Origin of the sequence: Sediminibacillus dalangtanensis (assembly GCF_017792025.1) — a bacterium.
GTDB lineage: Bacteria > Bacillota > Bacilli > Bacillales > Amphibacillaceae > Sediminibacillus > Sediminibacillus dalangtanensis.
This window is the reverse complement of sequence record NZ_CP046956.1, coordinates 1,970,591-1,993,823: the sequence shown is the minus strand read 5'-3', so window position 1 is coordinate 1,993,823 and position 23,233 is coordinate 1,970,591. Positions and strand designations below refer to the sequence as shown.

At 40.8% G+C, this 23,233-nt stretch carries 21 protein-coding genes and 1 riboswitch; of the genes, 8 read left to right on the top strand and 13 right to left on the bottom strand.

Annotated features, from left to right (window positions below; translation table 11 throughout):
• Nucleotides 1–63: 63 nt before the first annotated feature.
• Both ERJ70_RS09965 and ERJ70_RS09960 read left to right on the top strand, forming a co-directional pair.
• Nucleotides 64–1,212: an NAD-dependent epimerase/dehydratase family protein gene (locus tag ERJ70_RS09965; RefSeq protein ID WP_209368968.1), complete on the top strand. Its 1,149-nt coding sequence runs from the start codon at nucleotides 64–66 to the stop codon at nucleotides 1,210–1,212.
• Nucleotides 1,213–1,228: 16 nt separating this feature from the next.
• The gene (locus ERJ70_RS09960; RefSeq protein WP_209368966.1) at nucleotides 1,229–2,389 is read left to right on the top strand and encodes a glycosyltransferase family 4 protein; all 1,161 of its coding nucleotides are present in this window, start codon (nucleotides 1,229–1,231) and stop codon (nucleotides 2,387–2,389) included.
• A gap of 175 nt (nucleotides 2,390–2,564) precedes the next feature.
• On the opposite strand, the gene ERJ70_RS09955 is transcribed toward ERJ70_RS09960, so the two are convergent.
• The 7 genes from ERJ70_RS09955 to ERJ70_RS09925 all read right to left on the bottom strand — a co-directional run bounded on the left by ERJ70_RS09955 (nucleotide 2,565) and on the right by ERJ70_RS09925 (nucleotide 10,877).
• Nucleotides 2,565–3,536, bottom strand: coding sequence for an LAGLIDADG family homing endonuclease (locus ERJ70_RS09955; RefSeq protein ID WP_245208196.1), 972 nt, complete (start codon nucleotides 3,534–3,536; stop codon nucleotides 2,565–2,567).
• 213 nt (nucleotides 3,537–3,749) lie between these two features.
• Nucleotides 3,750–4,916, bottom strand: coding sequence for a TraB/GumN family protein (locus ERJ70_RS09950; RefSeq protein WP_209368963.1), 1,167 nt, complete (start codon nucleotides 4,914–4,916; stop codon nucleotides 3,750–3,752).
• A gap of 195 nt (nucleotides 4,917–5,111) precedes the next feature.
• Complete coding sequence (locus ERJ70_RS09945) at nucleotides 5,112–6,530, bottom strand: YfcC family protein (protein WP_245208166.1); 1,419 nt, start codon at nucleotides 6,528–6,530, stop codon at nucleotides 5,112–5,114.
• Between the two features lie 211 nt (nucleotides 6,531–6,741).
• Nucleotides 6,742–7,548 carry an exosporium glycoprotein BclB-related protein gene (locus ERJ70_RS09940; RefSeq protein WP_209368962.1) on the bottom strand — a complete coding sequence of 269 codons (807 nt, stop codon included), beginning with the start codon at nucleotides 7,546–7,548 and terminating at the stop codon, nucleotides 6,742–6,744.
• 399 nt (nucleotides 7,549–7,947) lie between these two features.
• On the bottom strand, nucleotides 7,948–9,576 hold the full coding sequence (locus ERJ70_RS09935; protein WP_209368961.1) for an ATP-binding protein: 1,629 nt from the start codon (nucleotides 9,574–9,576) through the stop codon (nucleotides 7,948–7,950).
• A 96-nt stretch (nucleotides 9,577–9,672) separates the two neighbouring features.
• Entirely contained in the window at nucleotides 9,673–9,837 is a 165-nt protein-coding gene (locus tag ERJ70_RS09930; protein ID WP_209368959.1) for a Spo0E family sporulation regulatory protein-aspartic acid phosphatase, read from the bottom strand.
• Between the two features lie 191 nt (nucleotides 9,838–10,028).
• Nucleotides 10,029–10,877 (bottom strand): CvfB family protein, encoded by an 849-nt coding sequence (locus ERJ70_RS09925; protein WP_209368958.1) that lies wholly within the window; start codon nucleotides 10,875–10,877, stop codon nucleotides 10,029–10,031.
• Between the two features lie 262 nt (nucleotides 10,878–11,139).
• Here ERJ70_RS09925 and ERJ70_RS09920 point away from each other — a divergent pair, with 262 nt between their 5' ends.
• The 4 genes from ERJ70_RS09920 (at nucleotide 11,140) to dapA (ending at nucleotide 13,845) form a co-directional block, all read left to right on the top strand.
• Nucleotides 11,140–11,286: a BH0509 family protein gene (locus ERJ70_RS09920; RefSeq protein WP_209368957.1), complete on the top strand. Its 147-nt coding sequence runs from the start codon at nucleotides 11,140–11,142 to the stop codon at nucleotides 11,284–11,286.
• A 327-nt stretch (nucleotides 11,287–11,613) separates the two neighbouring features.
• On the top strand, nucleotides 11,614–12,075 hold the full coding sequence (locus ERJ70_RS09915; protein WP_209368955.1) for a YaiI/YqxD family protein: 462 nt from the start codon (nucleotides 11,614–11,616) through the stop codon (nucleotides 12,073–12,075).
• 121 nt (nucleotides 12,076–12,196) lie between these two features.
• The gene (locus tag ERJ70_RS09910; protein ID WP_209368954.1) at nucleotides 12,197–12,502 is read left to right on the top strand and encodes a hypothetical protein; all 306 of its coding nucleotides are present in this window, start codon (nucleotides 12,197–12,199) and stop codon (nucleotides 12,500–12,502) included.
• Between the two features lie 101 nt (nucleotides 12,503–12,603).
• Nucleotides 12,604–12,786, top strand: a riboswitch (Lysine riboswitch).
• Nucleotides 12,787–12,951: 165 nt separating this feature from the next.
• Nucleotides 12,952–13,845, top strand: a complete 894-nt coding sequence (gene dapA, locus ERJ70_RS09905; protein ID WP_209368953.1) for a 4-hydroxy-tetrahydrodipicolinate synthase — start codon at nucleotides 12,952–12,954, stop codon at nucleotides 13,843–13,845.
• 42 nt (nucleotides 13,846–13,887) lie between these two features.
• Here dapA and ERJ70_RS09900 read toward each other — a convergent pair whose 3' ends face one another.
• Entirely contained in the window at nucleotides 13,888–15,414 is a 1,527-nt protein-coding gene (locus ERJ70_RS09900) for a UDP-N-acetylmuramoyl-L-alanyl-D-glutamate--2,6-diaminopimelate ligase (protein WP_209368951.1), read from the bottom strand.
• A gap of 379 nt (nucleotides 15,415–15,793) precedes the next feature.
• Between ERJ70_RS09900 and ERJ70_RS09895 the strand changes: the two genes are divergently transcribed.
• Together ERJ70_RS09895 and ERJ70_RS09890 are read left to right on the top strand one after the other, a co-directional pair.
• The gene (locus tag ERJ70_RS09895) at nucleotides 15,794–16,408 is read left to right on the top strand and encodes a DUF4879 domain-containing protein (protein WP_209368950.1); all 615 of its coding nucleotides are present in this window, start codon (nucleotides 15,794–15,796) and stop codon (nucleotides 16,406–16,408) included.
• Nucleotides 16,409–16,431: 23 nt separating this feature from the next.
• Nucleotides 16,432–16,929 (top strand): hypothetical protein, encoded by a 498-nt coding sequence (locus tag ERJ70_RS09890; protein ID WP_209368949.1) that lies wholly within the window; start codon nucleotides 16,432–16,434, stop codon nucleotides 16,927–16,929.
• A gap of 332 nt (nucleotides 16,930–17,261) precedes the next feature.
• Here ERJ70_RS09890 and ERJ70_RS09885 read toward each other — a convergent pair whose 3' ends face one another.
• The 5 genes from ERJ70_RS09885 to ERJ70_RS09865 all read right to left on the bottom strand — a co-directional run bounded on the left by ERJ70_RS09885 (nucleotide 17,262) and on the right by ERJ70_RS09865 (nucleotide 22,708).
• Nucleotides 17,262–17,630: a helix-turn-helix transcriptional regulator gene (locus ERJ70_RS09885; protein WP_209368948.1), complete on the bottom strand. Its 369-nt coding sequence runs from the start codon at nucleotides 17,628–17,630 to the stop codon at nucleotides 17,262–17,264.
• A 165-nt stretch (nucleotides 17,631–17,795) separates the two neighbouring features.
• A complete protein-coding gene (gene ilvA, locus ERJ70_RS09880) occupies nucleotides 17,796–19,055 on the bottom strand; it encodes a threonine ammonia-lyase IlvA (protein ID WP_209368947.1) in 1,260 nt (419 codons plus the stop codon).
• Between the two features lie 143 nt (nucleotides 19,056–19,198).
• Nucleotides 19,199–20,134, bottom strand: coding sequence for a DMT family transporter (locus ERJ70_RS09875; protein ID WP_209368946.1), 936 nt, complete (start codon nucleotides 20,132–20,134; stop codon nucleotides 19,199–19,201).
• A 157-nt stretch (nucleotides 20,135–20,291) separates the two neighbouring features.
• Entirely contained in the window at nucleotides 20,292–21,068 is a 777-nt protein-coding gene (locus ERJ70_RS09870; protein ID WP_209368945.1) for an enoyl-CoA hydratase/isomerase family protein, read from the bottom strand.
• Nucleotides 21,069–21,103: 35 nt separating this feature from the next.
• Nucleotides 21,104–22,708 (bottom strand): fatty acyl-CoA synthetase, encoded by a 1,605-nt coding sequence (locus ERJ70_RS09865; RefSeq protein WP_209368944.1) that lies wholly within the window; start codon nucleotides 22,706–22,708, stop codon nucleotides 21,104–21,106.
• Between the last annotated feature and the right edge of the window lie 525 nt (nucleotides 22,709–23,233).

Below are 23,233 nucleotides of genomic sequence, written 5' to 3'. Positions count from 1 at the left end.
GTGTGCTGTTATGTTTTATAATGATGGATAGTTGTGTAATGAAATTGTAACAGGAGGGGAACTATGAGAATTATAGTAGCTGGAGGAGATGGCTTTTGTGGTTGGCCGACTGCTTTATATCTTTCGAAGCAAGGCCACGAAGTATCGATTGTTGATAACCTGGTGAGGAGAAAAATAGACGACGAATTACACTCTAATTCCGTCACTCCGATTGCCACATTGGAAGATCGGGTGGCAAAGTGGAAAGAGTTGACCGGGAAAGAGATAAAAACGTTTGTCGGTGACTTGAACCACTATGATTTCCTAGCCGAAGTATTTAAACAGACGGAGCCTGATGCATTTGTACATTTCGCGGAACAGCGTTCTGCTCCTTATTCCATGATAGATAGAGAACACGCTGTCTACACACAGTCAAATAACGTGATAGGCAACTTGAATGTCTTGTATGCAATTAGAGAATTTGCACCAGAATGCCACTTGATCAAGCTTGGCACAATGGGAGAATACGGTACACCGAATATCGACATTGAAGAAGGGTACTTGGAAATCGAACACAACGGAAGGAAAGACAAGCTGCCATATCCGAAACAGCCTGGTTCTTTCTATCATTTGTCAAAAGTACATGACAGTCATAATATCATGTTTGCCTGCAAAATTTGGGGCATTCGAGCCACTGATTTAAATCAAGGCGTTGTTTATGGTCTACATACAGAGGAAACGGAAATGGATCCTGTGCTTGCCAACCGGCTTGATTACGATGGAGTCTATGGAACGGCTCTGAATCGTTTTATCATCCAGGCGGCAACCGGCCATGACTTAACTGTTTATGGAACGGGCGGACAAACTCGAGCCTTCTTGAATATTAAAGATACCGTAAGATGTGTTGAAATTGCAGCTGAGCACCCTGCGGATAAGGGTGAGTTCAGAGTGTTCAACCAATTCACAGAATACTTTTCCGTCCAGGATTTAGCAGAAAAAGTTCAGAAAGTGGCAGGAGAGACGGGGTTGAAAACAGAAGTTTCCCATATTGATAATCCACGGGTAGAATTAGAGCAACATTATTACCATGCTGTCAACACGAAGCTTCGTGATTTGGGATTAGAACCGAATTTACTGACAGATGAGGTTATCAAGGGAATCTTGACTGCTGCGCTTGAACACAAAGACCGTGTAATAAAAGAAAACGTACTACCATCAATTTCTTGGAAATAGACAAAGGAGCTTCACCTTGAAAATAGCAATCATTACAGAAACCTTTTTACCATCCACTGATGGCGTGGTTACCAGGCTGACAGAGGCAATCAAATACTTGCGAAAACTGAACCACGAAGTAGTAGTGATAGCGCCTGATTTGGGAGTGTACGAGTATAAAGGGGCAGTGGTGGAAGGAGTCAAAACCACCACAATGCCTTTTTACCGTTATCGTCCCTTTTCACTGCCGCAAAAAAAGGTAAAAAGAATACTGGAAAAATACCAGCCGGATTTAGTGCACGTTGTCAATCCTGCACTGGTGGGAGCAGCTGGAGTTCATTATGCGGAAAAACTAGGTTTTCCACTAATTGCTTCTTACCATACACATGTTCCGAAATACTTGGATTATTATAAATTGTATCGGCCACTAAAGCCGATCTTTTGGAGTTATTTCAGGAAACTGCACAACAAAGCGGAGTTAAACCTGTGTACTTCAGAGACGATACAAAAAGAGTTGCAGGAAAAAGAATTTTTCAATGTTCATGTGTGGAAGAGAGGAGTGGATATTGAAAAATACCATCCTGATCATTACAGTGAAACAATGCGGAAAAGGTTGACGAATAACCAGAAAGACAAAAAGCTGCTACTGTTTGTCGGACGGCTGGCGATTGAGAAAGAAATTCATAAATTAAAACCATTATTAGAATCCCGTGAGGATATTTGTTTGGCCATTGTAGGGGATGGTCCTGCCAGAGAAGAGTTGGAGCAGGTGTTTAAAGGGACAAATACATTGTTCACTGGCTTTATGCATGGGCAAGAACTTTCTGAAGCATTCGCAAGTGCAGACGCGTTTGTATTTCCGTCTATAACGGAAACGCTAGGGTTGGTTATTTTGGAATCAATGGCTTCAGGGCTACCAGTAATTGCTGCGGAAAGTGGTCCGACGATGGAACAAATCGATCATGGCCAAACTGGTTTATTGTTTGAAAATGAAAATACTGAAAGTTTGATCCAGACGCTAAAACATTTGGAAAAACCGGAAGAACTGAAGCAAATGAAAAGGAACGCCCGGTTGGAAGCAGAAAAGTTCAGTTGGGAAAAACCTTCTCAGCAATTGATGCAGTTCTATGAGCAAACGCTGCAAATGCATCAAATCGGAACCATGCAATTTAGAGAGTCGCAGGAAGAAAATTTATAAATGTAATTTACTGATAGACAGTTGAATAAATAACGGAAAAAATTTACAATATCTCATTATCTCAAGAATACTCAAGTTTTGAGACTTGAGATATTGTTTTAACCATAACTACCTATAATATATGTTATGTAAACAAGAAATAAACAGAAACAAAAGAGCTGATTATGAATCAGCTCTACTTATTTCCAATGTATGAGTAATATACGGATTGCTCCTCTTTCAGGAACCTGTTACTGCTGGCAATATCATGTATGTTTTTCCGGAAAGCTGAATCACTTTTCAACCATCCATAAAAAGTGCTTTTTACTATCCCGCTATAGTTACAAGCTTGCTCTATGTTTTTGGAATGTTGATAGTTAACCAAAAACTTTTGTTTTCTATTTCTTACTGCTTGCTTCGTGTTTTTCTTGATTCTGTCCTGCAGCATGCTGGAATGTCGACGTTCAGTAGCAAATATCTTATATTTTCTTTGTAAGTACAACTCTCCTCCGTCGTAAATCCATTCAGCAAAATGCTTAATGGTTTTTCTACCTCTTAAATACACCCGGATATACTGATTATAATCTCGTAAGGTTGTATTCAAGTTCTGAGATGTTAATATATTCTTTAGTCTTTGCATAAACTGTGCGGAACCTCCAACAAACACTACTTCGAATTTTTCATGATTTACGTAACCATCCCCATCAAAGTAACCGCGGATAAAATGGTGGATGTACGGTTCTGGCACTGTCGGAAACTCCAATATAGCTGATTTATTTGGCTGAAATCCATGAATCTTCATTAAGTCGTGTTTCATTACTTTGCTGTTTAGATTCAGGACATAGACACCTGTTTTATCATTTTTATAAAGTGGTTGATTGGAGTTTACTTCTTTTTTGATCTTTTCCAGGATTGCAGGATCTTTTTGTGAAAAGCTTACTGTTTGGGTTTCTTTCGGGAGGTTTCCGTCAGCGGCGAAGAAGCCTAAAATATAGGCCATGTTATTTGACCACGTTTTGAAATAATCTTGATTAAGCGAGTACTTCCGTTTCCAACTCCCTCTCGGCCTTAATTGCACATCATTAGCACGAAGAATGGTCCTGACATATCTTGGTGTAACATTGGCTGCTTTTCCAATCTCTGATGTGCTATACCCCTCTTTATACATGGCTATTATTTCGTTTACATCTAACAAGCGTTTACGTTTTTTGGACAATACGTCCCTCCTCCTAACGAATTTTTTTGATAAGATAGCGTTTTCAATGAAGGAATGTGGTAACTGTGCTTTTATCGCTATTTTGCTGCCTACTTGTATTATACCGAACATACGTTCCTTTTTCCACTAGTAAAAAACACCCTAAGAAGCGGGTGCCTTTTAGATCTATATGTTTTCGAAGAACAAGCGGATGACATCAGCCCCTCCGATGACGGTTCCTAACGAGCTTCCGATATTGGCTAAAACGATAATCAATAATATCCTTGTGACCTTATTGTTCCAAAATCCTTTCACATGAAGCACGTCTTCCGACAACGTTTCAAAATCGCCTACCTTTGGCTTCCGTATCAGCGCTTGTACGAATCCCGCGAACCAGCCGGCGGCAATCATTGGGTTTAATGAAGTAATCGGCGCAGCCACGAACGCAGTTAAAATTGCGAGCGGGTGGCCAAGTGCCAAGGCTGTGCCTAAAGCAGAAAAGGAGCCATTCCATAATACCCAGCTAATTGTTTGCTGGGCACCGGCAGCAGGATTAGCAATGAATGTATAAGCGATCAAGGCGATGATCAAAATGGGAATCATCCAGCCAATTAGTTTTGGAAGCTTTGATTTAGGCGGCTGTTTCCTTAACTGGTCTAAATCATGGTCCTTGTGGATTTCTTTTGTAATCCCGGGCACATGAGCAGCACCAAGGACCGCGACGACCTTTTTACCAGGTGCCTCTTTTATTTTTTGGGAAAGATATTGGTCACGTTCATCTATCAAAGGGACTTTCAAACGCGGGAAATTCTCTGTAAAGTCATGGAGCATGGAATCGAGCATATCCTGCGACTTCATTTTTTCTAGTTCTTCCTCTGTAATGGACTCATTGCTAAAAATACTGTAAACAACCTGCATCATCAATTTAGCCTTACCCCAAAAACCTACACCATGCCAAATCCGGGAAAAAGTTGTTTGAATATTCCGGTCTGCTAAAACAAGCTCTGCATCGATCTCTTTTGCCGATTCAATACCTTGAATCATTTCCTGCCCAGCATTTATACCGAATTGCTTGGCCATGCGCTTTTGAAAGGAAGAGATTGCCAAATTCATTAACAGTAAAGTTGCTTTTTTCTCTTTTATGATATGAAATATGTTGGTATCTGTCCATTTACTGCCTTCATTGATGGATTGATATCTTTGTTCATCCAGTTCGATACAAACAGCATCAGGCCTCTCTGCTTCTATTACTTCTTTTACTTGTTCAGCACTGTGTTTAGAAACATGTGCAGTGCCGATCAATATGATTTCTTTGTCGTTAACCTGGACCCTTGTAATATTTTGTTCTTCCATAAACTACCTTCCTTTACTATCCGGCAATAAAAATACTTATTAATCAAGTTTGTCAATTAAAGATGTTACATGAACACTTTCTATTATAAACGTTTTTTAAAAGAAGGAAAACAAAACTTCTATATCCCTACTAAAAAAACACGCGAGGCAAGTTTCGTTTTTACCAAGCGTGTTTCCTTTTTTAAGTTGTTTCAATCAAAATGGTCCCCAGTTGATCATAACGCCAATCGTGAGCATAATGATGGCGATAACGACCCAGGCAATAAACAATGGAAAAATGAATTTCAGCCATTTCGTCCAAGGCACGTTTGCTACTGCAAGACTGGCCATCAGGATACCAGAGGTCGGGAAGATGCTGTTCGTTAGACCATCTCCGAACTGAAAAGCCTGAACAGCGACCTGCCTTGTCACTCCAACCATGTCCGCTAGCGGCGCCAGCATCGGCATGGAGATCATCGCCTGGCCACTCCCGGAGTTTACTAGAAAGTTTAGAAAGGCACTGGAAATAAACATGCCTATCGCAGCCAATACGGAAGGAAGGCTTTCTAGCGGAACGGACAAAGCATGAACGATTGTATCGAGAACTTGTCCATCTTCAAGTACAACTATGACAGCTCTGGCCAAGCCGACAACCAATGCTCCATAAACCAATTTTTGAGTCCCTTGTAAGAAAGTAACGGCAATTGTATTGTAATGCATGCCAGCTATTATTCCGGAAACAATTCCGATGAGCACAAAGAATGCAGCCATATGGTTGATCGTCCATCCCAATTGTATCGAAGCATAAACAAAAAATCCTAATCCCAATCCAACAAAACCTAAGAGGATCTTATGACGGAGAGTGAACGCTTCTGTGAGGCTTTGCGTTTCCTCATCATCTTGGTAGACTCCAATAATACTCTTAGAGGGATCTTTCATGATTTTCTTAGCGTACCGCCATGTGTACCAGATAGTCAGTGATAATATGATAACAAAAACGATAATACGGAACAAAGCCCCTGAAAACATCGGCAAATCTGCTATATTCTGTGCAATTCCTACTGTATAAGGATTGATAAAACCTACATTGAAGCCCGCAAAGTTGGCTCCAAACGTGATAGCTACTGCCACAATCGGATCAAGTCTTAGCGTTCTGGCAATGATCACCCCTATTGCTACAAAAGCAATTACAGCATTTGCTACTGCGCCGACAGCGCCACCAACCGCAAACAGTGTCGATACAATCGCAATCATCCAAAATTCCTTTCCACGGGTAAGACGGACAGCACTATTGATAGCACCGCGCAAAGCACCGGAACGCTCAATAATTTCAAATGCACCGCCTGTGAACAAAACCATAAAAATAATATCAGCGGATTGAACCATCCCCATCTGAATTGAAGTGAAAATATCCATTGGACTCAGCCAAGAACTATCTACCTGCGTGTAGGTACCGGGAATGACTCTTTCTACATCATCCACCGTTTCCCTTTCAAAAGTCCCGGATGGAACCAGATATGTAGCTAGTACACCAGCCAATAAAACCAAAAACAAAATGACATAAGTATCTGGCATTTCCCATCTTTTTTTCTTGTTGCTGATTGTTTTCTCCTTTTTGTTTTCTGATAATGCCATCTTAAGTTTTAACCCCCATGTATTTATTTAAATTGAGAAGGAGATTCCCCTTATTCTCAATTTTTTAACTGTTTTTTGTCAATTATTTAAATATTAATATTTGTGCATTTTTATTAATTTAGCATACAATTCTGAAAAAATAAAATCAAGCCCTGAATTTGTTTATGAGATGACAAAACCGACTATTGTGATAGTCGGTTTTGTATAAGGATCAACTAATGGCTACTCCAGCACTTGCATAACCAGCAACTGTACCGGCCAGTTCGATTCCCGAAGCTGTTGCCGAAAATACTAGTAATAAACGGTCACCTTCAGTAACCGGAACATTCAGTCCGTCCAAGGATCCTCTGCTGATTTCTCCAATCGTTATTGGGGCAGTTATATCTGGGGTTAAAGTAACCAATGTTTCCGGAATTGGATCGAATATATTTGTCGCGGGATCCGGGGAGCGGTACAATTGGGCATTAATGGTTATATCACCTATCAGGTCTACAGATGCCGTGGTACTAAAGTAGGCGTCTATCGAAGTTATTGTTCCTTCACGAGGAACGGAAAAAGCAAAATTTAATGCAGTTCCTCCTGCTCCGGTGATATCAATTTGCCCAGTACCTAGGAGTTCCACTCCCGTGTTACTAGAACCAAATCCGACAAGACTGGTTGTACCTACCAGTCCGCCGAGTACTGTAGTCAGAACTACTGGCGTTCCAGACGCATAAGGTATAATTGCACCCGCACCTGGAGCACCTGTCACACCAGCGGGCCCAGTAGGTCCAGTAGGCCCGGTTGCACCAGTAGGTCCGATAGGCCCGGTAGGTCCGGTTGCACCAGTAGGTCCGATAGGCCCGGTGGGTCCGGTTGCACCAGTAGGTCCAGTAGGCCCGGTAGGTCCAACCACTGAATCTATAACCCTGGTGACAGCTGGTCTTCTGGTTCCTTGGGCACGGCACAACGACCCTCCGGTTGGACAACAAACCTCTGGAAAACAATCATTAGGTAAAGAATTGTTTGATCGTCTCATGACTTACCTCCTTTAGGCTTTTTACTTGTACACCGGGATTTTATGTCCCGATTCGTACGCAACCTCACTATAGTTATATTCTCTTATTTTATAAGTGGCTGGTTGGCTGTTCTGTTTTTTGAAAATCTCTTAAATTGAGAAAACAGAATTATCGGCATCTGTGCTATGGAATTTGAATAGATGTAAGGGTAAGTAAACGCTAAACGTATAACAGACTTTCTTATCTAGAACAGTTTAAGGAAATTGCCAAATCCGCCCCCATTTTTTGCTCTGTCGGAAAATACAAAAAACACCACTCCGTAAGTGATGTTTTAATCATATCTGGTTCACAAGAATGGGATGTTTTTTTCCAATACTGTGTTCACCTAGTCTTAAGTTTAAATTAGTATACAACTATGATTAATCATCCTCTTTTTTCCTCCTCATTCCGTTTTGCAACGGGAAAATCAAATGGATGCTGGTCCCCCTTCCTTTGGCTGACTCTATTTCAATGGAACCATTGTGTGCTTTTACAATATCAAAACAAATCGGGATTCCCATGCCTAGTCCCCTTTCTTTTGTTGTAAAAAACGGAGTGCCCAGACTTTCAACCTCTTCTGGAGTCATTCCTTCTCCCTCGTCGTGAATAATGATCCGAAATTCCTTATCTATCTTATTAACCTGCAATTGAACCAAAAGAAGTCCGCCATCCGGCATTGCTTCCACAGCATTTTTAATAAAATTAATCAACACTTGCTTAACTTGCGACTCATCTATTGGCGCAAACAATTCATCTTCCTCAGAAACAAATTCAATTTGTATTTTATTAAGGCGTGCATTGCTGTTCATCAAATCTACGGTGTTACGGATTAACTGAACAACCTCACTATTCATCTTTTGCAGCTTTGTTGGCTTGCCTAGCAGAACAAACTGATTGACTAGCGTTTTCATTCTTTCGAGTTCATCTGTGATAATTTGTAAATACTTATTATGTTCATTATTCTCCCTTAAAAGCTGCACCAGGCCTATTATGCTTGCCAGCGGATTTCGTATCTCATGAGCGAAGCCAGCCCCGAGTTTTCCGACGGCTGACAGTTTCTCCGATTGAATGACTTGTTTTTGCAGTTCGTGATAACTGGTCATATCTCTAAATTGAGCAAATGCACCAGTTAGTCGATGGAAGTTGTCATATAACGGAAGCACATCCACTAAACATATTCTTTCAAGGCCATTTTTGTGATCGATCAATGTCGTTTCTGTATTTTCTACTTTTTCTTGCTTTTGAAGTGCTTTCATGACATATTCACTTAATCCTTTTATTCCCGCTATTCCCTTGGGGATAACTTCTTCCTTGGGTATCCCCAATATTTCTTCTGCGCCTGGATTGTATTCCAGTATTCCTCCACTATCATCGGTCATGATAATTCCTAGAGGTGCTGAATTAATCAAGACCTGATTAAGTAGGTAAAGCTTATGATTTTGCTCTTGTAAACGAATTTCCCCCTCAATAGTATCAACAGCAGAAGATAATAATCCTAAGTGAAATTGATTGGAATAATCAACCAAGGTCATGATCGAGACAGTACCTGCAAGCTGATTACTGTCTGAATAAGAAAAAGGTGCAGAGTAGCAGGCCACCCCAGCTAGACAATCATGAAAATGATCGTCTCCAATGAGACCGATCGGTTCTCCATGCTTTAAAGCGAGTGATACGGAATTAGTCCCTACATCCTTTTCATCAAAACGGCCCCCTATGGTGATTCCTAAAGAATCGACCATTTGTTTGATGCCTGTATCCCCAAAGATCTCTAGCACATACCCTTCTGCGTCTGTTGTGACAATAAGGGTTGGCACCCCATCCATATATTTAATAAGCTTTATCATAAATTCCTTTACAATAGATAACACTTTTCCGTATTTATTCTGCTTTTGCTGTAATTGTTCTTTTGTCAGTCCTACCTTCAAAAAAGGGATTTCTTCTGGAGACATCCCGTAAATGCTTTTACACGCTGCTTTCGACTCCTGTATATATTGAGTAAAGTCCTTCACAATAATCCTCCTTTAAACACTATACAAAGCCAATTGTTACTTCGACACTTTTCGTCAATCTTTTTCCATGATAAGTGGTTATGGAGGAAATGGCTATCATTTTTCCATATTTCGTATGATTTTTTGGTAATAAAGGATTATTTTATCTAGTTTTTGGTTAAGTTGCAGGATCGCTCCGTTGGAATAATTATCTGTATCCTTTACTTGATACAATCGGATTTGCAGAAATCGAATTTCTTTTTCTAATTCTTTTATCTGCATTTAACTGAATCCCCTTATTCTTCCCTTTTCTATAATAATACCATAATTATACATTTATCGGGCGGTATCTCTTTTCAATGGAAGGCCCACAATTATATCAACAATCTTGTGTCAGTCTAGGAGATACTTCTTTGTCCATAATAAAAACAGGCACAACCTCTAATCAGATTGTGCCTGTTTTGGGATTGAGACTATATCATGTATGTTTTACCGTCTTTTTGCTGTACTTTATTCTCTTTAATTAGTTTTCCAAGTGCCCGTTTAAAAGCGGACTTACTAATGTGAAAGGTTTCCCTGATTGCCTCGGGATTACTTTTATCACTAAATGGCATTGCTCCATCGTTTTTTTCCATATACTCTATAATATTTTCGGCATCATCTTTCATTCCTTCTTGTTTCAGTGGCAGCAAAGAGACATTGATAGTGCCGTCATCCTTCACATCGATGACACGTCCGGTAACCGTCTCTCCTATTCGAGGCTCTTTTTTTCTTTCATGAGGATGAATAAACCCTCTGTATCCTTCTTCGGAGAGGACAAAAGAACCAGCTTTCGTTGAGCGATACACTCTTCCCGTCACTTGATTTTGTAAGAGGTCTGAAGAAGCCGGAACCAATTCGGCCATTACATCCGCTTCATTAATTGGTTTTGCCAGCAAACGCCCTTTTTTATCGATATCGAGGCTGACAAACAAATTGTCGCCGCTAACTGGCCACACTTTCTTTAACAAAGGCAAATCATCACTGGAAACCAGAATTTCTTTCGGAATACCTATATTGACAAATGCACCTAGATTTTCTACTACTTCTACTACTTGCGCCCAGCCGTAGGAATCAAGTCTGGCCTCGGGAATATTTTTAGTTGCCAGAAGTTTCCCTTTTTTATCTTGATAAATAAACACTTCTATCTCTTGCCCTTTTTGTAGCTCGGTATCTGCTTCCGGCAGTAATAGGGTTTCTTTTCCAATGCTTACTAAGAACCCGTCTGTCACTGAGTTTTGAACTTCTGCCTGTTGGATAGAGCCCGGTAGTATCTCGCTCATTTTGTAACCTCTTTCTTATACGGTGAATTTTTGCTACCTTTCATTATAACCGAGCTCCAACAAAATAAAAATGAAAAAGGACATACGATCCTGCTTTTCAGACATGATTACGTCATTTGTCCTCAAGTATATCAACCCTATATCGCTTCCACTCAATATATCTAATTTTGATATTGTTTTTATCTCGATATGAGATATATAATCAAAGTAACAAAAGGGGAAAACGCTTTATTATTCAACCTAATCCTAAGGGGGATTTACCATGAGCCAACTAGTGAGAGAAAATCTGATGGAACAATTATGGGATTTAACAACTTTGCACAAAGATGAAGTGTTGAAAATGACCGATGAAGAAGTCGAGTACTATCACTGGCTCTATCTTGAAGAATCCGTTTACGATCTTATGTAAGAATAAATAGTTGATATAGTATCCTGAGCAGCCTGCGATTATCCGCCGGCTGCTTTTTGACTGTTTGTGGATCATTATTGGCTGAAACAGCCACGTCCAGCTCCAGCGCCTACCCCCTCGAGGTCTTAAGCCCACCCTTTGTGTGGCAAAAAGCGCCACGCCGAGGTTGGGCAGGCCCAAACGATGTGGGCCATGCAGGCGTTGCCACAGGACGTGGCGGCTCTAGCCTGTACTCTTTTAAACAGGCGCTTGCGCTTTTTTCCTTCCCGGTATTTTTGGTATCATGAGCTAACGCGTTAAAATTGAAAAGTTAAAAGGGGTGCTGGAATGAAAATATTAGTAGATGCAGACGCTTGTCCCGTAAAAGAAATAACGATAAAGACCGCTAAAAAGTATTCCGTTCCTGTAACTCTCGTTAAAAGCTTTTCCCACTTCTCTTCTCGTGATGAACAAAGCGGTGCGGAAAGCATTTATGTCGATACCGGTGCAGATTCCGTAGACTACCGAATTATGCAATTGGCTAATAAAAATGACATTATCATCACACAAGACTACGGACTGGCATCCCTGGCTTTAGGTAAAGGATGTATTGTCCTTCACCATAAAGGCTTTCCATATCACCTATCCACTATAGATGAAATGCTGGTTATGCGCCATGCTAATGCGAAAGCCCGAAGAAGCGGGAAGCGGACAAAAGGGCCGAAGCCACTAACTGCAGAAGATAGGGAAAAGTATCAAGCTTTGCTGGATACAGTTTTAAGCGAGCATACGTCCGGTAGTTCTTCGTGAATCTTTAATCAAGAGATCAAAATAGGTGTTTATCCATTTCACTTTCCGCTTTGAACCATATGCTGAATATGTAAAGGAGTAGACGGATTGCTCACAAACAAAAGCGGAGAGGAGAAAAAATATGCAACATTATTTACCTGTTCATCAATATAACGATCAGTATGATCAATACATTCATCCCCATTCAGTTCAAGAAAATGAAATGTTAGAGAGGAATTTTGCCTTTGGACCACTTGGAGCAGGATTGGTTGGATTCGGACTAGGTTATTTAGGCGGTGAACTTTTCGGAAATCCTGCAATCGGTTATCCTCGTCCGGGACCATATGGTTATCCTGGTGGTCCGTGGTATGGTGGATATGGCTATCCAGGAGCCGGGCGTCCTCCTTATTATGGCAGACCTCCTTATTTCGGTTATCCACGTCTTTAGTCAAAAAAAGATCTTTCTTAATTGCTTAGCATTGCAAACCAGAAAAAATTTTGCTATATTTTAGATACAATTTTATTTGCTTTACTTCAAATTATTTTTGGAGTGAGGATAGAGGTGCAAAAACCAATAGTACGCTGTCGTAGGATGATGAGGTCTGTTGATGGCAGCCGAAAGGGGAATTTGCCGAAGTGGGTGGAAACTCATCGTTTCGCATCACTGGTTCTGTATTCAATAAATACAGGGCTGTCATATAACCTTTAGTTATATGGAGGGCTATCTCACGCATCAGAAAGATGTCATAGTGATGCAGCAGCGAAGCCCTCGTTGCTGTTTTTTTGTGTGATATTTTAAACGTCATTCAAAACTGCTTTGTCTCTAGTGGGATACTCTCTATTCACCAAGAGGGCTTCTGGTCCTGTTTTTAAAATTATGAATAGAGGTGTAGAAAAATGGATTTTGGGCGTATTTTGACAGCAATGGTTACACCATTTGATCAGAACGGTGACATTGATTATCAAAAAACAGAGATACTGATCAACTATTTAATCGCAAATGGTACCGAAGGATTAGTTGTTGCAGGAACGACTGGTGAGTCACCAACCCTAACGAAAGATGAAAAATTGAATTTGCTGCGATTTACGGTGCAAACAGTAAACAAGCGTGTGCCTGTCATTGCCGGAACAGGGTCAAATAATACCCGTGATTCCATCGATTTTACTCGAGCGGCCGAAGCTGCCGGAGTTGATGCTTCGATGTTGGTGACTCCATATTACAACAAACCGAACCAAGAAGGAATGTATCAACATTTTCGATCCATCGCCCGGGCGGTTAAACTGCCTATCATGCTTTATAATATCCCTGGCAGAAGTGCAGCAGGGATGACGCCCGAGACGATCATAAAGCTTTCGGAGGAAGAAAATATTGTCGCTGTTAAGGAATCTGGTGGAAATTTAGATGATATGACTTCTATCATTAGTGGTACAAAAGACAGTTTTCACTTATATAGTGGTGATGACGGGCTTACACTTCCTGTTTTGTCGATTGGTGGAAAAGGGGTAGTATCCGTCGCCTCCCATATCTTTGGAAATGAAATGAAAGAGATGGCAGATAGCTTTTTCAATGGCGACCATCAAAGAGCTGCTACTCTTCATCAATGCCTGCTTCCAATGATGAAATCATTATTCATGGCTCCAAGTCCTGCACCTGTTAAAGCTGCTTTATCTTACGTAGGGATTGATGCAGGTTCTGTACGTCTGCCTTTGGTTCCTTTAGGTGAGAATGAGAAGCAATTATTGTTCCAACAGCTTTATTATTATGTCGGTGACCAAGCAGCCAATGCATAAGTAAGATTCAAAAATAACCCTTGTCATTTCTTAGAACAAGGGTTATTTTGCTTCCGGTGCCAGCGAGGATTTTGTTTGATTAATGCGTTTGGAATAAAATTGCTCGATTATCGTTTCATCCGAGTGTGGGAAGGCTTTTCCTCTAACCATTTGACAACCGTTGATACAACCTCCAGTTAAAATGATTAAATCCTCTTTTTCCGCCAGTTTTAAAGCTGCAATAACTCCTTCTTTTCGTGAGTGTGTACATGTAATATGTGTTCGCTTCGTTTTTGAAAAACCAGACAGCACGCTTGCGACAATCTCTTCTGGTTTCCTGTACCCGGGATGATCAACGGAAATGATGTACACATCTGCCTGTCCATCGGCAGCTTCTCCCATTCTCGCCATTTTCTTTTCATCCCGGATACCTACTCCTGTCACCATTAGAATTAGTTTACGGTAGTTTAGTTTCTTAACTTCCGATAAGAGTTTCCGCAGAGCTTCTGGGGTATGTGCATAATCCAGCAATACGCTACTGTTACCTGGTATTTCCACTAGCTGGAATCTGCCTTTCGGGCCTTGGATTTTCGGTAATGCCTCCAGGATTTTTTTGCCGGTGACACCCATGTGGAGAGCAGCACAAACAGCAGCCAGTAAATTAGAGATGTTATACTCACCGATTACCGGTGTATGGACGAGAGAAGATACTCCTTCGATGGACAGTAAAAAAGCCGACCCTTCCCTTTTTATTCTGATATTGGAAGCAAAAACATCCGCGTCTGGATGACCGTCTATGCTATATGTTAGCAAAGGACCGTGGTACAAATCGAGGATGTCCTTTGCCATTCCCTCGTCATCCAGGTTTACTACAGCTTTTTCTGTCTGTTTAAACAATTTGAGCTTTGCCCTTTTATAATTTTCGAAGGTTTTATGAAATTCCAAATGTTCACTGGATATATTGGTATGGATACCTATATGGAATGAAATGCCCTCTACCCTTTTTTGTTCGATCGCTATTGAAGATACTTCCATCGCAGCTGCCTGTTCCTTCCTTTGAAGGAATTGGTGAAAAATATAATGGAGATCCGGTGCTTCAGGTGTTGTAGGCGTTGTTGGTTGGAAGGGAAAAGGACCTCCAGAAGTCATTGTGCCAATTGTACCAATGGAACCCGTCGGTACGCCAATTTGATTTAGCAATGAATAGATATAAGCAACTACCGTTGTTTTTCCATTGGTCCCTGTAACACCGATAGTTGTAAGCTTTTTATATGCTTGCTGATAAAATAATATCGAAAGACGGGCCATCGCTTCCCTGGCGTCTTTCACTACTACGAAGGTTCGATCTGGATAGTTGGCCGCCAGTTTTGAAAGCATTGATTCATTACTGCCAATGATGACAGAAGCCCCTTTTTTAATGGCATCTTCTATAAAGACATGCCCATCTTGCTGCTCTCCCTGGATACAAAAGAACGCTACATTTTCTTCAACCTTCCGTGAATCGTACTGCAGGGAATTTATTTGAACTAAAATCGGACCGTAGACTTTTTCAACAGTTAGTGCATTCTCGTTGGAAAAGTTAATATTCATGTTTCACAACCCTTATTAGAAATGGAGTGGTTTACAAGTTATTTGCTTCTTACGATTCCCGATACAAAGACTGATTACTCTTTTGTTCATGAAGAAATCTCCTAACTTAAATGCCTTTAGACCAGTACCCTTTTCCCCTCTTCCAGACATTACATCTTTGGAATATAGCAGGATGACCATTTCATTCGTTCACTTTCATGCTACCTTCATAAAAAGATATCGTACCTTAAAAAGCCTTACGCCATTCTCGACCGATTTCCAAATCAACCTGAAATATACAAATTTTTGTAATAATTGCTAAATAACACGAAAGATAAACCGATAGAAGATATGAGTGTCCAATTAAATCTCTATTTATTAAAAATTTTAAGGAGGCGGAATGATGAGGAAAGTTTTAAACATCACTTTGACAGCTTTATTATTTATCCCTTTGTTCATAGGAACTGAAAAAGCTTCTGCAGCTTCGCCGTCGGGTCAAGTAGTAAACACCCCAACAGAATTATCAAAAAAAGAAGCGTTTAAGCAACATGTACTAGAAAACCTCAAAGACGATTATCCAAATGCACAATTTCTTGATAAAAACACCAGAGAAGATGAACTATATCAGAAACAAGAGATGATATCGGGAGTTAATATTACTGCTTCAGCCCCTCCTCTTACTTCACTTGAGGTATATGCGGCTATATCATCTAACTATCCAGAGTATGAATACTTTAGTTCAAACCAATTATCTTCCGTTCAAGATCATGGAGGAGAAGAATTATACATTGTAACTGCCGAACTTGGATACGGTTTCCAAAGAAATGCTGCATTCAATGGGAGACAATTATCGGAAATAGATAGAGAAAACATTGATTTGGAAGGTGACTCTATTGTAGATGGCTGGTTTATTTGGTGGGATGCAAGCGGCAATGAAAATGGTTTATTCACTTACGAAAACACTTCAACCAATTCACCTTGGAACACCATGTTTGATAGAATGAACATTAAGTAATACATTTCGAAAGGTGATGAAAAATGATTGTAGGTACCGTAGCTCCTGGACAAGGATATTCTTTATATTCACATGCTACAACTAGTAGAAAAACTGAAATAACCAAAACAACTTATCGCGAAGATTCTTCGGCTAATAACCAGGATTTTCGTTTAAAAAAAAGTAATCCTTCAAGTGTGTGGGCAGAACTCGCAACAAAATATGATGTTCGGAATGCCACCTTCGACGAAATCAACTCCATTTCGAAAGCTTTATATGATAATGGAGAGATTTCCTTAAAAGATGTAGCTATTTTAACTTTTGATCAAAAAAAAGCTACAGATTATTTAAAACAAAAAGTACCAGGTTTAACTTCCGAGGAATTTTCGATGTACCAACATTCTGTGAGCAGCGAAGGAACTAGAGACTGGATCGCGGAAATGGAAGCAAGAGCCCAAAAAGATTTTGAGTATGGTAACTTGATCGGTTTTCAAAACAGCAAGAAAGTTCTTAACATCCTTCAAAAATTGGATTCTATGTAAACGATAAGGATAGAGACTGGGCACTCTTTAACATAGAGTAAAGCCATTCGAGCGACATGCAACCCGCAGGGGGCTTTACTCTATTCTTATACGATTTTAGATTCTGTCTCTGGCCTATTGTACTCCTAAGACTCCTCGATGTTCAAAGTTGCTACTAAAATACTCTTAACGAGCTCCTGTCCTTTTGATGGCTAAATTCTTTTGTTGGTTCGTCGTTACATCGAAATCTTGTTGAAATGGATTTCTTCTTTATGGTGTTGCTACTCAGTCTCAAATTCATGGAGATCACGAACAAACGAACATACCCGGTTGTCCTTGTTTTTCAGGACAAGCTATTGAAAATTATCCTTTATTGCCTTTTCCAACAACTGGAGGCAGCGTTCAAGCTCTATTTTTAATTGTTTTTTATACGCCTCGGCCTTCTCTTTTCCTTCCTCGGTAAATTGATAATAAACAACCTCCTGGTAAACGGTTCCCTGTTTCTTCTCCTTTTGCTGGAACAAGATGCCTTGTTCAATTAGATCATGCAGAGCTTTATATATTTCCGGATGGTTTGGTCTGTATCCTAGCTCCCGGAACTCTTCTTTTAACAGATCACGAAGTTTCAATCCATATAAATGTTTGTTTTCTATTAATGTAATCAAGTATAATTTTAAAAAGGCTCGCTGTTTCACTAAAAATCCACTTGGTTGTCTTTCCATTTTGACTACCTCCTTTATGAAATCTTAGTTGATTGGACGTGTCATTAATTTGAAGGATATTATCTTTTATTGGGGCGAGGCTGAAGAAATTCATTGTTTATTTAGAACATGGTTTAATTAGAACAGTTTGGGGTTAAAACAAAGGAGCTTCTCAACTCCCCGTTTTTAGATCAAAAGATTGAACAAGTCTTGGTCTTTGTTGATTTCTATATATGCAAACCCTTTTTTATTCATTCTGTCGATCAAAGGTTCATAATCTGTTTTATGTTTCAGTTCGATGCCGACAAGCACTGGTCCCTTATCACGATTATTTTTCTTTGTGTATTCAAAGCGTGTGATATCATCGTCTTCTCCTAATACGTCTTCCATAAACTCTCTTAAAGCACCGGCACGCTGGGGAAAACTGACGATGAAATAATGCTTGAATCCTTCATAAATCAAGGAACGTTCTTTGATTTCTTGCATCCGGTCAATATCATTATTTCCTCCGCTGATGATGCAAACAATGTTCTTCCCTTTGATTTGATCTTTGTAATAATCAAGGGCTGAGACAGGTAAAGCGCCAGCTGGCTCTGCAACAATCGCATTTTCATTGTATAAATCGACCAAAGCGGTGCTTATTTTGCCTTCCGGAACCAAAACAATATCATCGATCACTTCTTTCCCGATTTCAAATGTCAACTTACCCACCTGCTTGACACTTGCTCCATCTACAAATTTGTCGATCTTATCTAAAGGATAAACCCGGCCATTATCAAGGGACAGCTTCATTCCCGGCGCCCCTTCTGGTTCCACCCCGATTACTTGAGTGAAAGGGCTTATATTTTTTATATAGGAACCGACGCCGGAAATCAAACCACCTCCGCCTACTCCCATAAATACGTGGGAAACTGGCTCATCGATTTCTTCCAATACTTCCAAGCCGATTGTTCCCTGTCCCGTTATGGTACGGTAATCGTCGAATGGATGGATAAACGCCATTCCATGTTCATCACAAAAAGTGATTGCTTCCTTGTATGAATCATCAAAAGTATCCCCAGTCAATACAATTTCCACAAACGGTCCGCCAAAAAACTCCACCCTGTCCACTTTTTGCCGCGGTGTCGTAGCCGGCATGAAAACTCTCCCTTTAACACCCAATGCTTTGCACGAATAGGCAACGCCTTGAGCATGATTACCGGCACTGGCACATACCACTCCGTTTCGCAGTTCCTCACCGGTCAGGCTTTGCATGAAGTTATATGCACCTCTGATTTTAAAAGAACGAACTATTTGCAGGTCCTCCCGTTTTAAATAAACATTGCATTGATAACGCTCGGATAATATGGAATCCCTTTGCAAAGGTGTTTTTACGACAACGTCTTTTAGCATTTGGTGAGCAATAATAATATCTTTTACTTCAACGGTATTTAGCTTTGTACTCATGTCCCACGTATCCTTCCTGCTGAAAAAATTGTTAGCACAATACTACACATAAACAAGCGAATTGTAAACATTATTTTTTATATTTTCTTAAAATTTAGATAAAGAAAAAGCAGTACGATCAGAGCGTCTGCTTTTTAGCTGTATTATTTTGGTAACTGACTTTTTTTCTTGTCAAAAGAATCACGGGTTGTCCTCCTAATGGGAAGTACCGTTAAAAACAATGAACAAAAGACGAATAAAAACCCGATCCATTGCCATCGGTCGATAGCATCATGAAAGATAGTAACCCCAATCAAAACGGAAACGACCAATTCTACAGATGACAGAATTGCAGCCTTGCTCGACTCTACATAGGTCAGCCCCATCGTATATAGCAAGTATGCTGCAATCGTGGAAATCAAGGTAATGCCGGCAATGCCCCCCCAGACATCCCCGCTGATAAAAAGCTGTCCTTTTTTCCATATGCCGCTGGTAGGCACCATGAAAAGGCTGCCGCACAGCATTGCATAGAAGGTGACGGTAAGTGGGTGATAAAAACGGCTGACCAGTTTACCAATGACACTGAACAATGAGCAGAACAACCCCGCAGCTAGGCCAAGGATAATGGTAACAAAACCCATCCCTGCATTTCCACCAGGAAAATAACCGATAACGAGGGCGCATCCTATGATCGTAAAAATGATTGCCATTCCTTTTTTCCAGGTCATTTCTTCTTTAAAAAAAGCATAGGCAATCAAGGCCGCAAATACCGGAGAAGTATAAACAAAAATAACCGCAACCGAAAGGGATGCCCTGTCAATCACTTCAAAGTAGCACCAGTTAAACAAGGCAATGCTGATGATTCCCAAAACAAAAAAGTAAGGGATATGTCTCCATTTTATGCGTAAATATTTTCTGGCCATAGTAGCCATTAAACCAAAAAGCACGAGACTCGACGAAGCCAGCCGAACAGCAACGACCTCCCATGGCGTGAAACCGAAATGATACAAGTAGGTGACAAAAAACCCTGTACTCCCCCAGAAAGCTGCTCCGATAATGATAAAAGTATATGCAATAGCTGGGTTCATGTTTAATCTCATTGCTATCGACCTCCTATTCTCTCTTTCTACAAGGATATATATAACAACGAATTAGATGGGTGGTTTAGAGGATTATGTTAAGACCCATATGCTGGTAACTTATACTGAGACATTACGCTTAACGAAAAGGGTGTTTCCTATAGGAATAAAAGCAGGTTTATTGACCATAAAAAACCGGATTCCTTTTCTCCAGAAAAGCTTGGACACCTTCCTTATGATCTCTTGTCTGCAACAAAACCTGTTGAATTTGCGACTCTTTCATCAGAAAATCATCCATTTCCACTGATACTTGATTTAACATGTGTTTGACGTATTTATGCGTTCCAATTGGTCCGGAAGCCAATTGAACAGCCCAGGAATGGGCAGCTACTGCTGCATTATGTTCCGATAAGTGATTGATGATTCCAAGGTCGTCCGCTTCTTTTGCCGTCAATTCCTTTCCTTCCAGAATCCATTGCTTGGCCAATGGTACCGAAATTCTCTCCGTTAACAACTTCATCAATCCTAAGTCAGGTATCAATCCTATCTGCCGGAAACGAAGAGCAAAAACAGCAGATACCTCAGCTACAATAAAATCTGCTGCAAGAGCCAAGCTGAAGCCAGCTCCAGCTGCATGACCATGAACGGCGGCAATGACGATTTTGTCCAGTTTGGTTATCAATTGGGGCAGACGGGAAGCGGCCTTCATGTATGCAGATATGTCTGCTTGGTTCTGAAGGTTTTTCATGGCGTGAATATCCCCGCCAGCACAAAACGTCTTCCCTTCTCCAGATAAGACAATCATTTTCACCCTATCGTCCGATTCCCACTGGGAAAGCTGGTCTGTCAATTGTTCCATTAGTGCCAGAGACAAACAATTTCTTCTTTCTGGATCATTTAAACGTATATGCCCAATACCTTCCATTATGGTTGTTTCGATTAGTTGTTTCTCCATTTCCTACCCTCCATGTTAAATTAACACATGCCGTTTCAACTTCCAATATTTTTGTATGTTTCACGAAGAGTGCGCTTTAACAATTTTCCGCTAGGATTTTTCGGCATTGTCTCAGCGAACTCGATATACTTTGGTACCTTGTATGTGGAGAGTTTCTCTTTACAGAACCGCAACACTTCTTCCCGGGTTATCGGGCTACCCTGTTTCGGTACGATAATTGCCGTGACTGCTTCTATCCAATAGGAATCTGGAATACTGATGACAGCTGCTTCTGAGACTCCTTCCAATTCATAAAGTGTTTCTTCCACCTCTCTGCTGGAAACATTCACACCGCCTGTATTAATCATGTCTTTCTTTCTGTCGATAATCGTTATATAACCTTCTTTGTCCATGACTCCGAGATCGCCACTATGGAACCACCCACCCCGAAAGGCTTCGGCAGTTTTTTCCGGATCATGCAAGTAACCTTTCATAGCATGCGGGGTACGATGGACAATCTCACCGATCTGATTTCTTGGCACCTCTTCATCGTTATCATCCACAATCTTTGTTTCGACATGTAAAACAGCTTTCCCGGCAGCTCCCAGTTTCCGCAATTGGTCCTCCGGCTGTAGTGCTGCTGCAAGCGGAGCGACTTCTGTTTGTCCATAGAAATTCCAAAATCTTGCCTGCGGGAGTTTTTCCATTAATTCTTTGAGTATCTCCCTTGGCATGATGGCAGCACCATAATAACATTTTTGCAAAGAGGAAAGGTCTCTTCGTTCGAAATCGGGATGCCGTAATAGTGCTATCCAAACTGTTGGCGGACAAAAAAGTTGAGTAGCCCGCTCTCTTTCAATGGATTCAAGGATAGCTTCAGGGCTTGCCTGAGGCAGGATGATACCGGTTGAACCGACATAGACGCCAGGCCCCAAAAAAACATGAAGCTGTGCACTATGATAAAAAGGCAATGCGTGAATCGCGATGTCCGAAGCCTCCATTTCCCCTTCTATGATGCTGCTTACATATTCAGCTATCAAACTTTTGTGAGTTAGCATAACCCCTTTCGGTTTTGATTCTGTGCCGCTCGTATAGAGAACATGGGCAAGGTCATCATCTTGGATATCCGCCTCTACAGGGGCAGTTTCCGCACTATCCTGCAATTCTGCTAAAGGTTTCCAGTCTGGCTGCGTTTCCAAGACAGTGTCGGCATCCATCAAATACCTCCACGATATATTGGATTCGTTTCGCGCGGCGGCTTCCTCTATTCGTCCTGCATACTCGGCAGATGCAGCAATTCCTTCGATACCGGCATGGTCGAGTATATACTGAATGTCTTCTACATGAAGCATATAATTGAGCGGAACCATAACAGCGCCTATTCTTGCCAACGCAAAATTCAATACGACGAAATCGAGACTGTTGTTGGATAATACCGCTACCATTGTCCCTTTTTTGATTCCATCTTCCCTTAATCCACCTGCCGTCCGGTTAACCAGACTGTCCAATTGTCCGTAAGTCAGCCGTTTCCCTTGATACTGAACAGCCGGTTTATCAGGATACCTGCTGCTAGTACGGACTAATAAGTCGGATAAAGTATTCCTCCGAGCACGTTCTAATAGCCCGAAAATGGATTCTGGTTCACTTAACTCTTTGCTCATCGCTATCACTCCTTTTCTTTTTATGAAACCTTAAGATTATGAAAGGGTTTTCATTCATTATAATTTAAATATTCAGAATTACAACATTGTTTTTTTTATCCAAATCAAAAGAAAAAGAGGCCGGGACAAAAGCAAGGCCACCAAAGCAAAAACCGAGCGAGTTCTAAATGCTGATTGAATTCGCTCGGTTTTTTTGTAAGGTTAGACTTCCTTTTATCCTGTTGTTTGATGCGTGCTTCAAATCGCTACGGCAAGATACTACGCGTTCCACGGGTACGGCTTCAACTTCCTCAGAAAGCACTAACCGCTTTCTTGCGGGATTTTCAGCTCGTGCTGTTCCCGTTAGAGTCTCCGTATCTTGCCTTCGCTATGTTTTTGGGCTCTGATTTCCACGTGATCAAGACAGTGAATAGAACCGGATTCTTTTATTGGGTGATAGGTATCTCTAAACAGGAACGAAGACGAAAATTCAGCATGAGAGTTCCTTTATTCTTTGGAAATTGGCCAATAGCATAAAAAGGCGGT